At 70.1% G+C, this 18,483-nt stretch carries 18 protein-coding genes; 5 read left to right on the top strand and 13 right to left on the bottom strand.

Annotation, left to right across the window (positions count from 1 at the left end; all coding sequences use genetic code 11):
- Positions 1–631: 631 nt before the first annotated feature.
- Positions 632–1,363 carry a hypothetical protein gene (locus tag ACIP79_RS28885; RefSeq protein ID WP_383683886.1) on the bottom strand — a complete coding sequence of 244 codons (732 nt, stop codon included), beginning with the start codon at positions 1,361–1,363 and terminating at the stop codon, positions 632–634.
- 71 nt (positions 1,364–1,434) lie between these two features.
- Here ACIP79_RS28885 and ACIP79_RS28880 point away from each other — a divergent pair, with 71 nt between their 5' ends.
- On the top strand, positions 1,435–1,857 hold the full coding sequence (locus tag ACIP79_RS28880) for a RidA family protein (protein ID WP_401227792.1): 423 nt from the start codon (positions 1,435–1,437) through the stop codon (positions 1,855–1,857).
- A 102-nt stretch (positions 1,858–1,959) separates the two neighbouring features.
- Here the strand turns inward: ACIP79_RS28880 and ACIP79_RS28875 are convergent, their stop codons facing one another.
- Both ACIP79_RS28875 and ACIP79_RS28870 read right to left on the bottom strand, forming a co-directional pair.
- A complete protein-coding gene (locus tag ACIP79_RS28875; protein ID WP_401227790.1) occupies positions 1,960–2,799 on the bottom strand; it encodes an aspartate/glutamate racemase family protein in 840 nt (279 codons plus the stop codon).
- A gap of 2 nt (positions 2,800–2,801) precedes the next feature.
- On the bottom strand, positions 2,802–4,265 hold the full coding sequence (locus tag ACIP79_RS28870) for an NCS1 family nucleobase:cation symporter-1 (protein WP_401227788.1): 1,464 nt from the start codon (positions 4,263–4,265) through the stop codon (positions 2,802–2,804).
- A gap of 160 nt (positions 4,266–4,425) precedes the next feature.
- Between ACIP79_RS28870 and ACIP79_RS28865 the strand changes: the two genes are divergently transcribed.
- On the top strand, positions 4,426–5,085 hold the full coding sequence (locus ACIP79_RS28865) for a GntR family transcriptional regulator (protein WP_401227786.1): 660 nt from the start codon (positions 4,426–4,428) through the stop codon (positions 5,083–5,085).
- A gap of 12 nt (positions 5,086–5,097) precedes the next feature.
- On the opposite strand, the gene ACIP79_RS28860 is transcribed toward ACIP79_RS28865, so the two are convergent.
- From ACIP79_RS28860 to ACIP79_RS28850, 3 genes are all read right to left on the bottom strand, one after another.
- Positions 5,098–5,883 carry a uracil-DNA glycosylase gene (locus tag ACIP79_RS28860; RefSeq protein WP_401227784.1) on the bottom strand — a complete coding sequence of 262 codons (786 nt, stop codon included), beginning with the start codon at positions 5,881–5,883 and terminating at the stop codon, positions 5,098–5,100.
- 118 nt (positions 5,884–6,001) lie between these two features.
- On the bottom strand, positions 6,002–7,531 hold the full coding sequence (locus tag ACIP79_RS28855; RefSeq protein ID WP_401227782.1) for a YfcC family protein: 1,530 nt from the start codon (positions 7,529–7,531) through the stop codon (positions 6,002–6,004).
- Positions 7,528–8,880, bottom strand: a complete 1,353-nt coding sequence (locus ACIP79_RS28850) for a M20/M25/M40 family metallo-hydrolase (protein ID WP_401227781.1) — start codon at positions 8,878–8,880, stop codon at positions 7,528–7,530. Before ACIP79_RS28850 ends, ACIP79_RS28855 begins: the two co-directional genes overlap by 4 nt.
- Before the next feature lie 153 nt (positions 8,881–9,033).
- Here ACIP79_RS28850 and ACIP79_RS28845 point away from each other — a divergent pair, with 153 nt between their 5' ends.
- Entirely contained in the window at positions 9,034–9,564 is a 531-nt protein-coding gene (locus tag ACIP79_RS28845; RefSeq protein WP_401227779.1) for an RNA-binding S4 domain-containing protein, read from the top strand.
- Positions 9,565–9,696: 132 nt separating this feature from the next.
- Here ACIP79_RS28845 and ACIP79_RS28840 read toward each other — a convergent pair whose 3' ends face one another.
- Both ACIP79_RS28840 and ACIP79_RS28835 read right to left on the bottom strand, forming a co-directional pair.
- Positions 9,697–10,158 (bottom strand): DoxX family protein, encoded by a 462-nt coding sequence (locus tag ACIP79_RS28840; RefSeq protein WP_401227777.1) that lies wholly within the window; start codon positions 10,156–10,158, stop codon positions 9,697–9,699.
- A gap of 100 nt (positions 10,159–10,258) precedes the next feature.
- Positions 10,259–11,245: an acyltransferase domain-containing protein gene (locus ACIP79_RS28835; RefSeq protein ID WP_401227775.1), complete on the bottom strand. Its 987-nt coding sequence runs from the start codon at positions 11,243–11,245 to the stop codon at positions 10,259–10,261.
- Between the two features lie 86 nt (positions 11,246–11,331).
- Here ACIP79_RS28835 and ACIP79_RS28830 point away from each other — a divergent pair, with 86 nt between their 5' ends.
- Positions 11,332–11,598 carry a DUF6343 family protein gene (locus ACIP79_RS28830; RefSeq protein WP_401227773.1) on the top strand — a complete coding sequence of 89 codons (267 nt, stop codon included), beginning with the start codon at positions 11,332–11,334 and terminating at the stop codon, positions 11,596–11,598.
- A gap of 92 nt (positions 11,599–11,690) precedes the next feature.
- Here ACIP79_RS28830 and ACIP79_RS28825 read toward each other — a convergent pair whose 3' ends face one another.
- The 5 genes from ACIP79_RS28825 to rpsA form a co-directional block, all read right to left on the bottom strand.
- Positions 11,691–12,071, bottom strand: a complete 381-nt coding sequence (locus tag ACIP79_RS28825; RefSeq protein WP_383683868.1) for a tetratricopeptide repeat protein — start codon at positions 12,069–12,071, stop codon at positions 11,691–11,693.
- A 50-nt stretch (positions 12,072–12,121) separates the two neighbouring features.
- Positions 12,122–12,778 carry a dephospho-CoA kinase gene (gene coaE / locus ACIP79_RS28820; protein WP_401227771.1) on the bottom strand — a complete coding sequence of 219 codons (657 nt, stop codon included), beginning with the start codon at positions 12,776–12,778 and terminating at the stop codon, positions 12,122–12,124.
- Positions 12,779–12,844: 66 nt separating this feature from the next.
- Positions 12,845–13,783, bottom strand: a complete 939-nt coding sequence (locus tag ACIP79_RS28815) for a PAC2 family protein (RefSeq protein ID WP_383683865.1) — start codon at positions 13,781–13,783, stop codon at positions 12,845–12,847.
- Positions 13,784–13,897: 114 nt separating this feature from the next.
- Positions 13,898–15,424, bottom strand: a complete 1,527-nt coding sequence (locus tag ACIP79_RS28810; RefSeq protein ID WP_401228129.1) for a flavin monoamine oxidase family protein — start codon at positions 15,422–15,424, stop codon at positions 13,898–13,900.
- Between the two features lie 303 nt (positions 15,425–15,727).
- Positions 15,728–17,233 carry a 30S ribosomal protein S1 gene (rpsA, locus tag ACIP79_RS28805; protein ID WP_383689150.1) on the bottom strand — a complete coding sequence of 502 codons (1,506 nt, stop codon included), beginning with the start codon at positions 17,231–17,233 and terminating at the stop codon, positions 15,728–15,730.
- A gap of 337 nt (positions 17,234–17,570) precedes the next feature.
- On the opposite strand from rpsA, the gene ACIP79_RS28800 reads away from it, so the two are divergent.
- The gene (locus ACIP79_RS28800; RefSeq protein WP_401227768.1) at positions 17,571–18,479 is read left to right on the top strand and encodes a class I SAM-dependent methyltransferase; all 909 of its coding nucleotides are present in this window, start codon (positions 17,571–17,573) and stop codon (positions 18,477–18,479) included.
- Positions 18,480–18,483 lie beyond the last annotated feature (4 nt).

The raw sequence follows: 18,483 nt of genomic DNA, 5'->3' as shown, positions 1-18,483 counted from the left end.
GAGCCAGGGCGGTACGGCGAAGCTGGGAAGCTGCGGCACGGGGCTCCTGTCGGGCGAGGGCGGGGCTGCCTTCGGGCGACATCGGCCGGGCTGTGGTGTTCTCCAGCGTAGATCGGATTGCTGTGGGGAAGGGAACGCGAGGGTTTCAGCGGTGTGACGCTTCTCCGGGGCGCGGGGTTCTTCATGAACGCAACGGGTGTGCGGAGCGGGGGCCGCCATCCGTAGCGGGCTCACCCGGGTGGATGCCGCCCGACATCGGAGAGGCCGGGAAAGGGAGCGGGAAAGGGAGCGGGTCCGAGGGCGTAGCCTGCCCCCGGACCCTGTGAAGCCACCGAAATCACACGCCGGCACGCTTGAGGACCCAGGTCAGTCGTCATGTCGCCGCGTCCTGCCTTTGGACCACCACACATCGAGCTGTGCGGGCCGGACTTGAACCGGCATTTCGACGTCCCGGGGCCTGAGTCCGGTCGATCCGGCGATCGGCGGCGAATACTGAGTCTGGAGCGAGAGTCTGAGATTGATCACGGCAGGATTGAGGGTCCTGACCGATCCGTCACGACAAGCTTCAGTTTCAGTTTGCGCTCCTCGCGCACCCCGGCCGTGTCTCGTGGTGGCCGGGGAGTTCTTGAGGCTACCCGAACAGGTAGCCGAACACGGCGTCGCCGACGCGCTGGTCGACGACCTCCGCGCCGTTCGCCTCCTCGCGGGCGAACTTGACGGCCTGCTGCAACTTCTCGACCCGGTCGAGGAGTTCGTTCACGCGGCGGGCGGGGAGGGCTCCGGAGAACTTCACGGTCGTCCAGTAACCGACCGGGATGTCCTCGTAGTACACCTCGACCTGGGCGGGGTGCTTCTCGGTGGCCTCGGCCTTCACGTGGTTCCGCGGCACCTTCTTCGTACGGAGGGTGCGTACCGGCTCGGTCTTCCACGCGTCGGTGGAGGGGTCCTGCACCCACGACTCGGAAGCGTCGAGGAGCGGCAGCTTGCGGACGAAGGTGTTGAGGTCGGTGAGCTGCTTCTCCAGGAACAGCAGGTAGGCCACGGGCACTTCGGGAACCAGCACCCGCCCGTCGACCGTCACGTCCGCCCGCGCCGTGCAGTTCGCCCAGTCCTTGGTGGCGGTCACATCGAACAGCCGCGTAAGGGTCGCGGCCGTGTCCCGCAGCACGTCCTCGGCCTGCACCTGCACCCGGGTCGACTCGGGCGGCAACTGCTCGCCCTCCTCGTCCTTCGGCTGGTACGTCCGCGAGATTCCGGCCAGCAACGCGGGCTTCTGCAGCCCGTGATGCGCGGACGTCAGGTCCTGGTGGGACTTGGACTTGATGCCCTTCTCCACTGCGATGATCTGATTGAGTTTCGCCACGTCACGAACGCTAGCAGTGTCAACTGGGCGATCTCGAAGGGTTATTCGACAACCGTGCAACAGGAGTTCCCATGATCCAGCGTTCCACCGTGCCCGGCCTCTTCACCCCGCCGCGCTACTCCCACGCGTCCGTGGTGGAAGCGGGGGCGAAGCTGGCGTTCCTCGCCGGGTCCGTGCCGCTCGACGCCGCGGGGAACATCGTCGGCGAGGGTGACCCCGTACGGCAGACCGCGCAGGTGCTCGCCAACCTCGACGAGCAACTGCGCGCCGTCGGCAGCGACATGGGGCACGTCGTGTCGACCGACGTGTACGTCGTGGGCAGTGAACCCGCGGTGCTGTCCGCGGTCTGGGCGGTGGTCGAGGCCTCCGGGCTGAGCCTCGGCCCGCACTCCTCGACGCTGCTCGGGGTGGCCTGCCTGGGGTACACCGGCCAGCTCGTGGAGATCACGGCGACCGCGGTGGTGCCCGAGCGGTCCGAGGGGTCCCCGTCGTGATCATGGGAGTGCCCGGAGGGGCCCGCCCTGAGCACGGACGGCGGACCGGGAGAGGCCCCGGGCCTGATCACGGAGGCAGGACCCGGATGAGCCCTGCCGTGATCACCGAGGGCGGGCCGGGGGCGAGGTCCCCGGGGCGGTCTCGGCGGAGGATCCCAGGGAACCCACAGAACCAGAACCCACGGAACCCACGGACCCCACAGAACCCGGGGACCCCACAGGACCCGGGGACCCCGGGGACCCCCACACCCGCCGTTTCCCCAACGGCCGTGCGTAACCCCCCACCCGGCTCGTCCCGAGCCCCAGCGAGACCAGCGACTCCGCGAGCTTGACCGCGGCGGCGACCCCGTCCACGACGGGCATCCCCAGCCTCTCCCCCACCGCGCGCTGCAAGCCGGTCATGCCGGCGCAGCCCAGGACGAGGACCTCGGCCCCGGCCTCCCGGGCACGTTCGGCGGCGGTCACGAAGGCTTCCTCGGTGCGGCGGGCGTCGCCGAGGTCGAGGACGCCGAGGCCGGTGCCGACGACGGCGGCACAGTGCGCCGCGACCCCGGCCGTGTGGAGGCTGTCCTCGATCTGGCCGCGCGAGCGCTCCAGGGTGGTGACGACGCCGTACCGCCGGCCGAGCAGGCAGGCGAGATGGGCGGCGGCCTCGGTGATGTCGACGACGGGTACGTCGACCAGTTCGCGGGCACCCTCGCGGCCGTGTTCGCCGAACCCGGCCATGACGACGGCGTCGTACGGGCCCTCGTACGTCCGCAGCGTGTCGAGGACGGCCGCGGCCGAGAGGTAGCTGTCGAGCCAGCCCTCCGCGGACTCGGGCCCCCAGGCCGGGGTCAGTCCGGTCACGGTGGTGCCCGGGCCAGCGGCGGCCCGGGCACCTCCTACGATCTCCTCGGTCATCTCCCGCGTGGTGTTGCAGTTGGTGACGACGATCCGCACGCTCAGACCGCCGCGGACGCGGGGACGGCCGCGCGCTCCGAGCGGCACAGAGCGGCGTAGAGACCGGCCGCCAGCGCCGTCCCGATGAACCACGAGTACGGGGCCACGTCGTGGAAGTCCTTCACCAGCGCGAGGACCGCCGCGACGGCCGCGGAGGGCAGGAACGCCCACAGCGCCTTGGGGTTGACACCCTTGCGGTAGTAATAGGGCGATCCCGGCCGGGCGTTGAAGAGCTGGTCGATGTCGACCCGGCCGCGCTTGACCCAGTAGTAGTCGAGCATGATCACGCCGAACAGCGGTCCCAGGAAGGCGCCGAGGCCGCCGAGGAAGTAGTTGACGACCGTGGGGTTGGAGAAGAGGTTCCACGGGGTCACCAGCAGCGCCGCGACCGTGCTGATCATGCCGCCGATCTTGAAGGTGATCTTCTGCGGCCAGACGTTGGCGAGGTCGTACGCCGGTGAGACGAAGTTGGCGACGATGTTGACGCCCATGGTGGCGATGGCGAAGGTCAGGGCGCCGAGGACCAGGACCCAGGTGTTGCCGACCTTGGCCACCAGCAGCGCCGGGTCGGTGATGGCCTCGCCGAACACCTCGATGGAACCGGCCGTCACGATGACCGAGACGATCACGAAGGCCGTCGAATTGATGGGCAGGCCCCAGAAGTTGCCGCGCCTGACGGTCTTGTAGCTGGGTGCGAAGCGGGAGAAGTCGCAGAAGTTGAGCATCAGGGTGCCGTACGTGGCGAGGATCAGCCCGATCGCGCCGAACCACTGCCGCCACTGTTCGCCGACCGAGACCGGGTGCGGGGTCGAGGTGAGGGAGATCGTCCAGCCCGCCTTGGACAGCACCCAGACGGCGAGCGCGATCATCACGAGCCAGATGGCGGGACCGCAGAAGTCCTGGAACTTGCGGACCGACTCCATGCCCTGGCTGATGATCATCGCCTGGACCAGCCACAGCGCGACGAACGACAGCCAGCCGAGCGCGTCCAGGCCGAGGAAGGAGTGGTGGGTCCAGGACTCCAGGCCGGGCCAGGCCGCGAGCAGCATCACGTTGACCGCGACCGACGCCAGGTAGGTCTGGATGCCGTACCACATGATGGCGATGACCGCCCTGATCAGCGCGGGGATGTTGGCGCCCCAGACCCCGAAGCTGATGCGGCTGACGACGGGGAAGGGCACGCCGGTGCGCTGCCCGATCCGGCCCATCAGGTTCATGCCGACGTAGATGATCACGAAGCCGACGAGCAGCGACGTGAAGATCTGCCAGACGTTCATGCCGAGGACCAACAGGCCCGCGGCGAAGGTGTAGTTGCCGAGGTTGTGGACGTCGGACATCCACATGGCGAAGAGGTCGAACACCTTCCAGTTGCGCTTCTCGGCGGGCGCGAGGTCTTCGTTGGTGAGCCGGGGATCGGGGACGAACTCGGTGGCGCCGGTGGCTTCGGCACGGTCGGCGAGTGACACGGGGCCTCCATGGGCGAGGGGACGGAGGGCGGCCTTGCGGACTCGTTCGGCATCTTTGGTATACCAAACTGACGTCATGGTCCCGCCGCCGATGACGCACCGCCATGTCCTCGCAGTTACAACTCCGTAAACCGCCCCCGGAATCGGCGAACATGGACCCATGACGAAGATCGAACCCCTGGGCGCGGTACGGGAGCGGGTTCTCGCCACGCTGCGGCAGGAGATCATCGCCGGCCGGCTGCGCCCCGGCGACCGGCTGGTCGAGCGTGAACTCGCCGAGCGTTTCGGGGTCTCCCGGGTCCCGGTGCGTGAGGCGATCCGCTCCCTGGTCGGCGAGGGGTTCGTGCACTTCGAGACACCGCGCCGCACGGTGGTGCGCCGGCTCACCCCGACGGACGTCGCGGAACTCTTCGAGCTGCGCGAGGCACTGGAGGTGTACGCCTCCGGGCTCGCCGCGACCCGCGCCACGCCGGAGTCCCTGGCCGAACTGGCGGGTCTGCTGGACCTGGCGGAGGCCGCGACCCTGGCGGACGACGCCGAAGCGATCACGGACATCAACACCCGCTTCCACGACCGCATCCTCGCCATGGCCGGCAACAGCCTGCTGATCTCGGTCATGGAACCGGTCGACGGCCGGCTGCGCTGGCTCACCCGGCAGAACGAGGAGTGGCCACAACTCCTCACCGAACACCGCGAGTTGTACGAGTCCATCGCATCCGGCGACCCGGACCGCGCCCGCGCGCACGCCCTCGCCCACGTCCAGGCCAACTACCGCTCGACGGTGCGCCACCTCTTCGGCGACGAACGGGGAACCCTCTGAGCGGGCGCCGCGCTATCCCCCGTACGCCCTCGTCGGCAGCCCCGCCGCCCGCGCCGCCGTACTCAGCACGTCCCGCAGCATCGCGGGGGTGAGGCGCCCGGTGAAGGTGTTGCGCTGACTGACGTGGAAGCAGCCGAAGAGGTCGATGGGGGTGGCGGGGGTCGAGTCGGCCCCCACCACGCGGGTCGACTCCACTCGGCCCGACTTCGCGCGGCCCGACTCCGAACCGATCACCACCCGCACTCCGTGCCCGAACACCGGCCGGGGCCGCGGAACCGCCCACCCCGCACCCGCCAACGCCGGCAGCAGGGCCTGCCATCCGAACGCGCCGAGCACCACCACCGCTCGCAGCGAGGGCCGCAGCAGCTCCAACTCCTGTACGAGCCAGGGTCGGCAGGTGTCCCGCTCGGTCGGGGTCGGCTTGTTGGCGGGCGGGGCACAGCGCACCGGCGAGGTGATCCGTACGCCGTACAGGGTCAGTCCGTCGTCCGCGCTCACGGCCGTACCCCGCGACGCGAGCCCCACGTCGTACATCGCCTCGTACAGCACGTCGCCCGACCTGTCGCCGGTGAACATCCGCCCGGTGCGGTTGGCGCCGTGCGCGGCGGGGGCCAGTCCGACGATCAGCAGGGACGCGTCGGCGGGTCCGAACCCCGGGACGGGCCGGCCCCAGTACGTCTGATCGGCGAAGGCCGCGCGCTTGGTGCGGGCCACCTCCTCGCGCCACTCGACGAGCCGCGGACAGGCCCGGCACTCGGTGATCCGCCCGTCCAGTTCCGCCAGGCCGCCGCTGTCCATGCCCCCACCGTACGACCGGGACGGCCCCCGGGCGGCTCCCGGGCGGCTCCCGGGCGGCTCCCGGACAGCCATGACGGCTTCCGCACGGCCGGGAAGGCTGCCGCACCCCCGGAAACGGCTACGTCATCGCCGCGCCCGCCGCCACGAACCCGCAGATCAGCAGGAGCAGGATGGCGAGGAGCGGCCAGACGAAGCGGAGGTACTTGTCGTAGCCGACCTTCGCGAGGGCGACGCCTCCGATGGTGACGGCGGTGGTGGGCACCCAGAGGTTCATCCAGCCGCTGGCGGACTGCCAGGCCGTGACGACGACCGCGCGGGAGACCCCGGCGAAGTCGGCGAGCGGCGCCAGGATCGGCATCGCGAGGGTCGCGTGGCCGGAAGTGGAGGGGATGAGGAAGGCCAGCGGCAGGTTCACGAGGAAGACGATGATCGCGAAGACGCTGGAGGACGTGCCCTTCACGACGCCCTCGATGGAATGCAGCACGGTGTCGGTGATCTTCGAGTTGTTCATGATCACAGTCACTCCGCGCGCCAGCACGATCACCAGCGCCGGGGAGATGAAGTCAGCCGCGCCCTGGATGATCGTCGCGCTCAGCTTCTGCTCGCCCATCCGCGCCACCAGCCCGACGAGCACCGCCGCGCACAGGAAAAGCGCCGCCAACTGCGGGAAGGACCAGCCGAGTTCGAAGCCGTACGGCGTCGCGTCCGCGTCGCCGGTGAGCGCGCTCGCCCAGGGCACCACCGAGAAGATCATGAAGGCGAAGACCAGCGCCGTCGCGATGATCACCGCCTTGTGCAGGCCGGTCAGTTCGGGCACCTCGCCCGCGGCCTCACTCGCGTGCTCACGGTCCCCGGGCAGGAACCCGGTGAGCGACCGTTCGGGATTCCGCCGCACCCGCCGCGCGTAGCGGACCACGTACGCGACCGTCACCGCCGTCAGCACCACCCACATCACGAACCGCAGCACGATGCCGTCACCGAGCGAGATGTCGGCGGCGGAGGAGGCCACGCCCGTCGCGAACGGGTTCACCGTCGAACAGAGCACCCCGACACCGGCGCCGAGGATGATCGTGCCGACGGCCACCATCCGGTCGTACCCCAGTGCCAGCATCAGGGGCACGATCAGCCCGTAGAAGCCCAGCGTCTCCTCGGCGAAGCCCTCCACCGTGCCGAGCACGGAGAACACCACCATCACGCCCGCGATGAGCAACGCCCCGCGGTCCCGGAGCCGGTGCGCCAGCCGTCCGATCCCCCGGTCGAGCGCGCCGGTGGCGAAGACGACGGTGATGAAGGCCCCGATCGCCAGCACGAAGAGGAACACCCCGGCGCTGCCGTACAGTTCACCGCTCAGGTCGGGTCCGACCTGGCCGCTCCTGTCGTCCTGGATGCCGTAGAGGCCGTTGACCGGGGAGAGGAAGAGGTCGTTGAGCCGGTCGACGAAGCTCTGGCCGGAGTCGACCCGGTGGTAGGTCCCCTGGACGGGCGCGCCGGCCTCGTCGCGGTCGTACTGCCCGGCCGGGATCAGGAACGCCAGCGCCCAGACCGCGATCGTCACGACGGCGAGCACGGTCAGCGCGCTGGGAAAGGTGAACTTCCTTTTGGGCGGCGGCTCTTCGTGCCGCGCTTCCTCGGTCGTGCCGGCGGTCAAGACGCCCCCTCGGCCCGGAAGTCGGCCGCGTACTCCCGTACGAACGCGCACATCGCCACGACCGTGTTGCGCAGTTCCGACAGGAGCACGCGCTCGTTGGGCGCGTGCAGGTTGCACATGCTGTCCTGCGCGCCGAAGAGCAGCACCTCGGCGTTCGGGGCGGCCCGCGCGAGCCCGTTGACCAGCGGGATCGAGCCGCCCGTGGCCACGTACGACGCTTCCTCGCCCCAGGCCTCGCGCAGCGCGGTGCGGGCGGCGCGGTAGGCGGGACCACCGGTCGAGGCCTCGTAGCCGGGGCCGGTGTCGCCCGGGGTGACGGTGAGCGGGACACCGAAGGGCCGCAGCGAGCACAGGTGGTCGACGAGCTTCGCCCGCGCCTCCTCGGCGTCCTGCCGGGGGTGGAAACGGAGGTTGAGCTTGGCACGCGCGTAGGGGACGACGGCCGACGCCGCGTGCTCCACGCTCGGCGCGTCCAGTCCGATCACGGTGATCGCGGGCCCGCTCCACAACCGCTCGCCGAGACTCCCGCTCCCGATCAGCGGCAGCCCTTCCCGCACACCGGCGAGGCCGCGGAACTCCTCCTCCGTGTAAGTCGTCCCCGTCCACTCCTCCCGCCTGAGTCCCGCCACGGCCACGTCGCCGTGCACGTCGTGCAGCGTGGCCAGGGCCTTCAGCAGGACGAGCAGCGCGTCCGGTGCCGCGCCGCCGAACTCCCCGCTGTGGCGCGGCTCTTCGAGGGTGCGGACCTCGACGATCACCTCGCAGGCGCCGCGCAGCCCGGTGGTCAGCGTCGGCGTGCCGGGCCGCAGGTTCCCCAGGTCGGCGATGACCATCGCGTCGCAGGCGAACCGCTCGGGATCGCTCGGCGGATAATCGTCGAAAGGGCTGCCGTACTCCTCCTGGCCCTCGAACACGATCTTCACCCCGACCGGCGGCCGCCCCTCGTACGCCCGCAGCATCCCCAGATGCGCGATCACGTTCGCCTTGTCGTCGGCGATCCCGCGCGCCCTGAGGCCGCCCTCGACCGGCGTCGGCTCGAAGGGCGGCGACAGCCACAGCTTCTCGTCGCCGGGCGGCTGGACGTCGTAGTGCGAGTAGAGGAGCACGGTCGGCGCGTCCGGAGTGGGCGGCGCGATCTCACCGAGGATCACGGGGGCGGTGCCGGGAAGGTCGATACGGTCGATCCGCTCGACACCGGCCTCCCGCAGCAGTCGTACGAGGAGATCGTGGGCCTCCTGGACCGGCTCCCCCGGGAATCCGGGGAACGCCACGGAGGGGATCTCGGCCAGCCTCACCAGGTCGGCGCGGAGGCCGTCCATCAGGGCGTCGACCTTGGCTGCTGTCTCCACGACGGGCCCCTCACCTGTAGTTCTGTCTGCCTGCTGCTCCCCGGACGACCACAGGGATCAGCCTCTCGGCTCGGTGGGGCGGTCGCATCCGGGGTGAGCCGTGCGACGGATATTCCCCCGGGGCCACCGGGCTCGGGGGACTAAAGTCGACGTATGGCTGTTGAGGGTGCGGATGTCGACACGGACGGCGCGGGCGGTACGGGAAGCGCGGGTGGGACGGGCAGTGCGAGCGCCTCGGGCGACTCGGGCGACGCCGTCGTCGCCGAGGCCAGGGCCGCCGGTCCTCGCGTTGGCGAGAGCGTGCGGGTCGACGTCTGGATCTGGTCGGTACGTCTCGTGAAGACCCGCTCCATGGGCGCCGCGGCCTGCCGCGGTGGGCACGTGCGGGTGAACGGCGAGCGCGTCAAGCCCGCCTACGCCGTGCACGTCGGTGACGAGGTGCGCCTGCGGCACGCCGGCCGGGAACGGGTCGTCATCGTGAAGCGCGTGATCCGCAAACGGGTCGGGCCGCCCGTCGCCGCCGAGTGCTTCGTCGACAACAGCCCGCCGCCACCGCCGCGCGAGGCCGTCGCCCCCGCGGGCATCCGGGACCGCGGCGCCGGCCGCCCCACCAAGCGCGACCGCCGCGAGCTGGAACGCCTCCGCGGCTTCCCCGGCCCACCGCCCGGCCCGGACGGGCACTGAGCTCCGGACGGGCACCGAGGTCCGGACCGAGCACCGGGAAGAGGACGCCCCGGTCGTGCTGGGGCGCCCTCGGCGTCGTACGGCGGCGGTCGGTCGGTCGAACGGACCGCGGACGGCCGAGCGACCAGCCGGTCACGCCCGTCGTCGCACCAGGCGGAGCAGCTCCGTGGTGTGACTCCTGCGGGCGCAGGCGATCAGCGCGAGGGGCAGGATCAGGATGAGGGGTGTCGCCACGTACGACCCTTGTACGACGGTGACGTTCACGATGAAGGCGCCGACCATCAACGCGCTGAGCGCCACCGCCCCCACCGAGGACAGCAGCGGGATCAACAGCGCTATGGCTCCGGCGAGTTCGAGGGCGCCGATGGTGTACATCCCCGTGCTGCCCCACCCGAGCTTGTCAAAGCTCTCGGCCGCCGACGGGTGCGCGATCAGCTTGGGCAGCGCGCTCGCGAAGGCGTAGAAGAGAGCGAGCGTGATCTGCAGGGCGCCGAGGGAGATCCGGGCGTCACGGCTGCGGGGCGTGCCGGCTGCGGCGGACGTGGTGCGGGGGACGGAGGTGGCGGAGGCGGCGGGGATGGCGGTCTCGGACATCGGGGTCTCCTGTGTGAAGCGGTCGCTGTTGCTTTCACAGAGGTAGACCGAGCCGCGGTTCGGAACTCATCGGCGCCGGACGGGGTTTGACCCACCCCGGTCACAGCGCGAACCAGCCATGCCCTCCGTACCAGTGCCCGCCCGCTCGCAGATGGTCCCCCACCGCCCGCTCGACGCCGTTGCGCCGCGGCAGTTCCGCGACCGGCAGCTCCGGATCGCCGAAGACGAAGCCGACGGGCATCCCGTCGTCCGGGGTGGTCTCCTGGTAGGCGACGTCGAACCGGTCCTGGAAACGGACGATGTTGGAGTACGGCGGCAGATACCGCTTGAGCTGCTGGTCGAGCAGCCACGAGTGGCAGACGGCGACCTCGTACCGCTCGTCGGGGTAGTGCAGCGCGAAGAACTCCCGCGCCAGGGCGAGCGAACGGTCACAGGCGGCGGGCGACAAGGGGCCGCGGAAGTCGCTGATGTGCAGGCTCAGACAGGGATCGCCCGGCCCGGATCCCGAACCGGCCGCCGCGAGGGCCCGTCCCATCCGCCGGCCGAGCCGAGCCCGCTCGAACTGGAGCCGCCCCAGCTGGAACAGCTCACCGTGGAAGTGCAGGGCCATCCACTCCGGGAAGAGCAGTCCAGGCGTACCGAGTCTCCGGTGATGCACGGCCACCTGCCGTCCGAGGTCGGCGAGCGTACGCCGGGACACGTCGTCCGGGACACCGCGGGAACGGTGGTGGGCGCGCACGAACGGCAACGCCGCGACGAAGACGAAGAGTTGGAAACAACGCCCCAGCGCACCCGCCGACGCCGGGAACTGGGGCGGCGCCCACGCGCTGCCGACCTCCCCCAGGTTCCGTACGAGGCGGCTGACGCACCGCGTGAGAAGCGCCATCGCGTCCGCGTCCGTCACCAACCGGGCACGCAGGGCCACGAGTTCGTTGATGTGCTCGTGCGCCACGGTGAGGTCGAGCAGGACGTCCGGCAGTTCGTCCGCGTCCGGGAGCAGCACCTCCACCTGTGGCGCGTTCTCGTTATCCAGGTCCCTCAGCCACTCGGACAGCCTCGCGTCCGCCCGCAGCGCGTCCAGCAGCATCTCCGCCTCTCCCGCCCTCCGACCGCTGTCCCATGGTGAACATGCACGACGAAGAGTACGTTTTTCCGATAGGAGTGGTGATCGGAATGCGTACAGGCAGTGAACCGACGACCGCGCGCAGTGCGCTGCGGATGCGGTTCTGGCTGAGTGCCTGGGGGCTGATCTGGGCGACCGCCGGGACCGCCGGGTTCGCTCTCGCCGGGCGCCCCGGCTGGGCGGCCGCGTGCGGCGTGCTGTGGCTGATCGTCACCGTGGACATGGTCGTGGTCCTGCGGCACATCCGCCAGGGACCGCACTACCAGCCGGGCCGCGACGTACCCCCGTACCGCCCGCCGGACCACAGCGATCAGTGATCCGAGATCCGTGATCCGTGCCCCATGCCCTGTCCACGAGTCCGAGCGGGCCGAGGAGTCCGAGCTGCCTACGAGGCTGCCTACGAGGCTGCCTACGAGTCGAAACGCGCCGCTTCCAGGTACTGCGGGTTCGGGTCGAGCGCCGCCGCCAGCCTGAAGTGCCGCTTCGCCTGCTCGGGGCGGAGCTGACGCTCGTAGGTACGGGCGAGCGCGAAGTGCGCGAACGCGTTGTCCGGCTCGCGCTCCAGGACGATCGTGAACTCCAGCTCGGCGGGGCGCAGTTGCGCGGCGGCGAAGAAGGCTCGCGCGCGCAGCAGCCGCGCGGCGGTGTTCTCCGGATGCGCGTCGATGACGGAGTCGAGCAGCTTCACCGCGCCCCGCGGGTCACGGGCGGCGAGCAGTTGCTCGGCGGCACGGAAGTCGATGACATGCGTCTCCGGAGTACGTCCGGCGGAACCGCTGGTCTCGGGCACGGCTGAGTCCTTCCCTCACTACACGGTTTCAACGCGCGGATCGGCGGACCCTATTCCATGGTCGTCATTCCTTGGTCGTCGGCCCGCGGTGGTGACGTCACTCCCGTGCACCCCTCAGCTCGTCGCACGAGGTCGGCCCATACTTCCCGTACGCGCCGCTCCAGCTCCTCCAAAGGTACGTCGTTGTCGATGACGACGTCCGCGATCTCCAGGCGCTTGCCGCGGGTGGCCTGGGCGGCCATGCGGGCGCGGGCGTCCTGCTCGGTCATGCCGCGCAGTCGTACGAGCCGGTCGAGCTGGGTCTCCGGGGCGGCGTCGACGACGATCACGAGGTCGTAGAGGGTCGCGAGGCCGTTCTCGGCGAGCAGTGGCACGTCGTGCACGACGACGGCGTCCTCGGAGGCGGCGGACTCCAGCTCTCTGGAGCGGGCGCCCACCAGCGGGTGCACGATCGAGTTGAGGAGGGCGAGCTTCTCCGGGTCGGCGAAGACGATGGAGCCCAGCTTGGGGCGGTCCAGGCTCCCGTCCGGCGCGAGCACGTCCGCGCCGAAGGCGTCGACGACCGCCGCGAGCCCGGGAGTTCCGGGCGCGACGACCTCACGCGCGATCCTGTCCGCGTCGATCAGCACCGCGCCGTGCTCGACGAGCAGCCGCGACACCTCGCTCTTGCCGGCGCCGATTCCACCGGTCAGGCCCACCTTCAGCATGCCGAGCAGCTTAGGGCCTGCCTCTGACAGCAGGGCAGAGGGGCTGCGAGGCCCCCGAGCGCGAGATCAGCCCTCACCCTCCCGCTCCGCCAGGAACCGTTCGAACTCCTGCCCGATCTCGTCCGCGGACGGGATGTCCACCGGCTCGGCGAGCATGTTGCCGCGCGATTCGGCGCCCGCAGCGGCGTCGAACTGGTGCTCAAGGCCCTGGACGAGGGCGACGAGCTCCTCGTCGCCCTCCTGGATCTGCCGGTCGATCTCGGTCTGCGTGCGGTGCGCCTCGGTGCGCAGCGAGTGCGCGATCGCGGGGAGCACCAGACCCGTCGCGGCGGTGATCGACTCCAGGACGGTCAGCGCGGCGTCGGGGTACGCGGAGCGTGCGATGTAGTGCGGCACGTGGGCGGCGACGCCGAGGACGTCGTGTCCGGCCTCCATGAGGCGGTACTCCACCAGCGCCTCGGCGCTTCCGGGCACCTGCGCCTCGTCGAAGGGGCTGCGGTGGCCCGGCACCAGGTCGGTGCGGTTGCCGTGCGGGGTCAGGCCCACGGGGCGCGTGTGCGGAACGCCCATCGGGATGCCGTGGAAGTTCACGGCGAGGCGCACGCCCAGCCGCTCCACGATCTGCTGGACGGCGGCGGCGAAGCGCTCCCACTCGACGTCGGGCTCGGGGCCGGACAGCAGCAGGAAGGGCGCGCCGGTGGCGTCCTGTACGAGCCGTACGTCGAGCGTCGGCTCCTCGTAGTCGCTCCAGCGGTCGCGCTTGAACGTCAACAGCGGACGCCGGGCCCGGTAGTCGACGAGCCGGTCGTGGTCGAAGCGGGCCACGACCTGGTTGGGCAGCGAGTCGAGCAGCCGGTCGACGATCTGGTCGCCGGTTTCGCCCGCGTCGATGTATCCGTCGAAGTGGTAGAGCATGACCAGTCCTGCCGACTCCTGGGCGAGCGCCATGTCGACAACAGCCAAGCCCTTCGGCTCCCATGCGTACAAACCCTGCGGATCAAGCACTGTGACCGCTCCTCCTCGTGTTCGTACTTCACAACATGGTGTGGAGCGCGGGCATTCCCCGCTCGCGCTCCACACGGGGACCTCTTACCGACTTCTCAGCCCCTTCGACATCCCCTAGGCCGACAGCACGCGCGCGTGCAGCGCGGTGACCGCGTTCCTGGCGGATGTGAACGCGCCGTGCTGCCAGGCATCGGTGTAGCTGAGCCAGTCGCCCGCGAACAGGACGCGTCCGGTCGGCTCGGTGAGGGGCTTGTAGCGGACGTGGTCGGGGCCGCCCGGGGTGCTGTGCCAGGCGGCCTCCAGGTGGGGTGTCTGGCGCCAGTGGTGCGAGAAGGAGCAGGCGAGCTCGGTGCGGTACTTCTCGCCGTAGATCTTCACGCCCACCGCCACCGCGCGCTCCTCGCGCCCCTTGGGGGTGAGCTTCGCGTACGAGTCCGCGTCGCCGCCGTAGTTGTAGTAGCCGATCATCACGCCGCGCTCGCCGTGGAAGCCGTACGACGGATGCCAGATGTGCGAGACGTCCTGGTCGGTCTCAGTGATGCCGCCGTAGATCCGGTGGTCGAGCTCCCACCAGCGGGAACGGTACTCAAGTCCGATCTTGCCCGCCGACGAGGGAGTGATCGCCTCCAGGGCCGTCTGCACTCCCGTGCCGAGGTTGTGCGGGATCTTGGCGAGGATGTTGGGCGGCAGGGCGCCGATGCAGTAGTCGGCGTCGAGGGATCTGGTGCGGCCGCCCTGGGTGTAGGTGACCGTGACGCCGCTCCCCTTGTCGGTGATTCTGGAAACGGCCGCCCCGGTGCGTATGCGGTGGGCGCCGATCGCCTTCGTGAGCGCGCGCGGTATCCGGTCCATGCCGCCCACCGGCTGGAACATCAGCATCGCCTGGTCGAAGCCGAACTCGAAGGAGAAGTAGCGGCCCACCCCGCTGGCGAAGACCTCGGAGGCGGTGGGGACGTCGCCGAGGATCACGCCGGGGGTGCCGGCGGCGCCCGGGACGGTGGTGTAGCCACGGCGTTCACCGCCCTCGTAGGCGAGCGTGTCGCCCAACTCCCCGAAGTCCTTGAGGAACTCGACGAGCCGCTCCTGGTCGGTGGCGGTCAGCTCCTTGTCGAGGGCGCCCTTGTCGGTGGCCTTGGCGAGGAGTTCGGAGACATAGCCGTAGACGTCCGCCTTCGCGGTGCGGTACCGCGTCGGCCCGGTCATGCCGGCCGACTCGTTGTAGATGTACGCGTCGGCGTTCGTGTTGGTGAACACCTCGACGGGGACGCCGAGTTCGCGGCAGTAGTCGAGGGTGACCATCCACTGCGGGAGCCGGGCGGGCCCGGCGTTCATGTACTGGCCCTCGCTGAACCGGGCCTTCTGGGTGTTGCCGTAGAGGTCGGTGGTCGAGTCGCCGCCGCGGACCGTGAAGTTGCGGCCGCCGGTGCGGTCCCTGGCCTCCAGGACCGTACAGTCGTAGCCGGCTTTGCCGAGTTCGTAGGCTGCCGCGAGTCCGGCGATGCCGCCACCGACGATGACGACCTTGGCGGCGCCGCGTCCGGTGAGGGTGAAGTCGCTCGGTTTCGGGGCACGGAAGGGCTGTTCACGCTGGGCGGCCTGCGCGGTGGGCGCGAGGCCGAGGGCTCCCATGGTCGCGAACATCGCGCCCGCGCCACCGGTGAGACCCACGTTGCGCAGGAACGAACGCCGGCTCGCGCCCGGCCCCCCGAGAGGTTCTGCCATGACTCCGCCTCCTCTTTCGATCTTGAACGACCGAGGAAGCCTCCCAACGCCCCGTTACGGCGGGTCCGTTGCTGGTGTATCCACCACGTTTCCGTGAGCTCAGCGGCGCGGCAGGTATCGCGCCGCTGAGCGCCGCGGAATCCGGGGCACGGCGAACGCACCGCGGGCCCGCACCCAGAAGGGTGCGGGCCCGCGGTATTCGGCTGAAGCCGAATCAAGCGATCAGCTCTGGCCTCCGGCCAGCTTCTCGCGGAGGGCGGCCAGCGCCTCGTCCGACGCCAGGGCGCCGGAGGTGTCGTCCGACTCCGAGGAGTACGAACCACCCGAGACGCCACCCGCGGCAGGACCGGCGGCGGGGGCGGCAGCGCCCTCGGCCTCGGCCTGCGCGTCCGCCTCACGGGACTTGATGACCTGCGCCTGGTGCTGCTCGAAGCGCTGCTGCGCCTCGGCGTACTGGGTCTCCCACACCTCGCGCTGGGATTCGAAGCCCTCGAGCCAGTCGTTGGTCTCGGGGTCGAAGCCCTCGGGGTAGATGTAGTTGCCCTGGTCGTCGTACGACGCGGCCATGCCGTACAGCGTCGGGTCGAAGTCGACCGAAGCCGGGTCGGCACCGAAGGCCTCGTTGGCCTGCTTCAGCGAGAGGCTGATGCGGCGGCGCTCGAGGTCGATGTCGATGACCTTGACGAAGATCTCGTCGTTGACCTGGACGACCTGCTCCGGGATCTCCACGTGGCGCTCGGCCAGCTCGGAGATGTGGACCAGACCCTCGATGCCCTCGTCCACGCGGACGAACGCACCGAACGGAACGAGCTTCGTGACCTTACCCGGGACGACCTGACCGATCTGGTGCGTACGGGCGAACTGCTGCCACGGGTCTTCCTGCGTCGCCTTGAGCGACAGGGAGACACGCTCGCGGTCCATGTCGACGTCGAGAACCTCGACGGTGACTTCCTGGCCGACCTCGACAACCTCGGAGGGGTGGTCGATGTGCTTCCAGGAAAGCTCGGAGACGTGGACCAGACCGTCGACGCCACCCAGGTCCACGAACGCACCGAAGTTGACGATCGAGGAGACGACGCCGGAGCGGACCTGACCCTTCTGCAGGGTCGTGAGGAACGTCTGGCGGACCTCGGACTGGGTCTGCTCGAGCCAGGCACGGCGGGACAGGACCACGTTGTTGCGGTTCTTGTCCAGCTCGATGATCTTGGCCTCGAGCTCCTTGCCCACGTACGGCTGGAGGTCGCGGACGCGGCGCATCTCGACGAGGGAGGCCGGCAGGAAGCCACGGAGGCCGATGTCGAGGATGAGACCACCCTTGACGACCTCGATGACGGTACCGGTGACGATGCCGTCTTCTTCCTTGATCTTCTCGATCGTGCCCCAGGCCCGCTCGTACTGAGCGCGCTTCTTGGACAGGATGAGGCGGCCTTCCTTGTCCTCCTTCTGGAGAACCAGGGCCTCGATCTCGTCGCCGACGGCGACGACCTCGTTCGGGTCGACGTCGTGCTTGATCGAGAGCTCGCGGCTCGGGATCACGCCTTCGGTCTTGTAACCGATGTCGAGCAGGACCTCGTCCCGGTCGACCTTCACGATGACGCCGTCGACGATGTCGCCGTCGTTGAAGTACTTGATCGTCTCGTCGATCGCGGCGAGGAAGGCTTCCTCGTTACCGATGTCGTTGACCGCTACCTGCGGCGTGGTAGAGGTGGTCTCGGTGCTGCTCGTCATGTGGGAAAGGGCTCCGGTACGGACAGTGAGTCGTAGGTACTGCTTGCGCCGGGAGCCCGTTTCGCTCTGCAGACGGCCGGACAGCCAAGGAAGCGCCGAATCCGGAGAGTGTTTGTGACAAACACCGCCGGTGGCGCCTCGACAACCGAGGGGTCATTCATACAGATGCGAGCGCGACCTGCTACGTCTGAGGTGCGCAGGCCCGCAGCGCAACTTGTAGCATACGGGGGCAGCCGGACAGGGTCAATGCGCGAAGGCGCACACCCGGGGCGGATCGCCGCATACCCGGCACAAGACCTGTCTCACGAGGCCACGCGGGCCGTAATCGGCCCCTGCCGTGACGTTCCCGAGACCGGTTGGGCGGAAGAGCCCGCAGACTAATACGAGGGAGCCGATCATCCAAGAGCCCGAACCGTTCGAACCCGAAGCCACCCGACGCGACGCGGACGGCACGGAGAGTTCCCGCGCCAATCGCGGCTGGTGGGACCGGAACGCGGACGACTACCAGACCGAGCACGGCACCTTCCTGGGGGACGACCGCTTCGTGTGGTGCCCCGAGGGCCTCGACGAGGTGGAGGCCGAGCTCCTGGGCCCGCCCGAGGACCTCAAGGGCAAGGACATCCTGGAGATCGGCGCGGGCGCGGCCCAGTGCTCGCGCTGGCTGGCCGGCCAGGGTGCGCGCCCGGTGGCCCTCGACCTCTCCCACCGCCAGCTCCAGCACGCGCTGCGGATCGGCGGGACCGTGCCCCTGGTGGAGGCCGACGCGAGCGCCCTGCCGTTCGCGGACGGCTCCTTCGACCTCGCGTGCTCGGCGTACGGCGCGCTGCCGTTCGTCGCCGAGCCGGTCCGGGTGCTGCGCGAGGTGCGCCGGGTGCTGCGCCCCGGCGGCCGTTTCGTCTTCTCCGTGACGCACCCGGTCCGCTGGGCCTTCCCCGACGAACCGGGCCCCGACGGTCTGACCGTCGGCTCGTCCTACTTCGACCGCACCCCGTACGTGGAGCAGGACGACGAGGGCCGCGCGGTCTACGTCGAACACCACCGGACGGTCGGCGACCGGGTCCGCGACGTCGTGGCGGGCGGTTTCCGTCTCCTCGACGTCGTCGAACCGGAGTGGCCCGCCTGGAACACCCAGGAATGGGGCGGCTGGTCGCCGTTGCGCGGGAACCTGATCCCGGGCACGGCGATCTTCGTGTGCGAGCGGAGCGAGACGGGGGCACCCCCGGCCGGAGGCCGGGGGAGAGACTGAGCGG

It is taken from the genome of Streptomyces sp. NPDC088747 (genome assembly GCF_044751025.1).
Taxonomy (GTDB): Bacteria; Actinomycetota; Actinomycetes; order Streptomycetales; family Streptomycetaceae; genus Streptomyces.
Note: the sequence above shows the minus strand (reverse complement) of the source record. Positions and strands in the feature narration are given on the sequence as shown.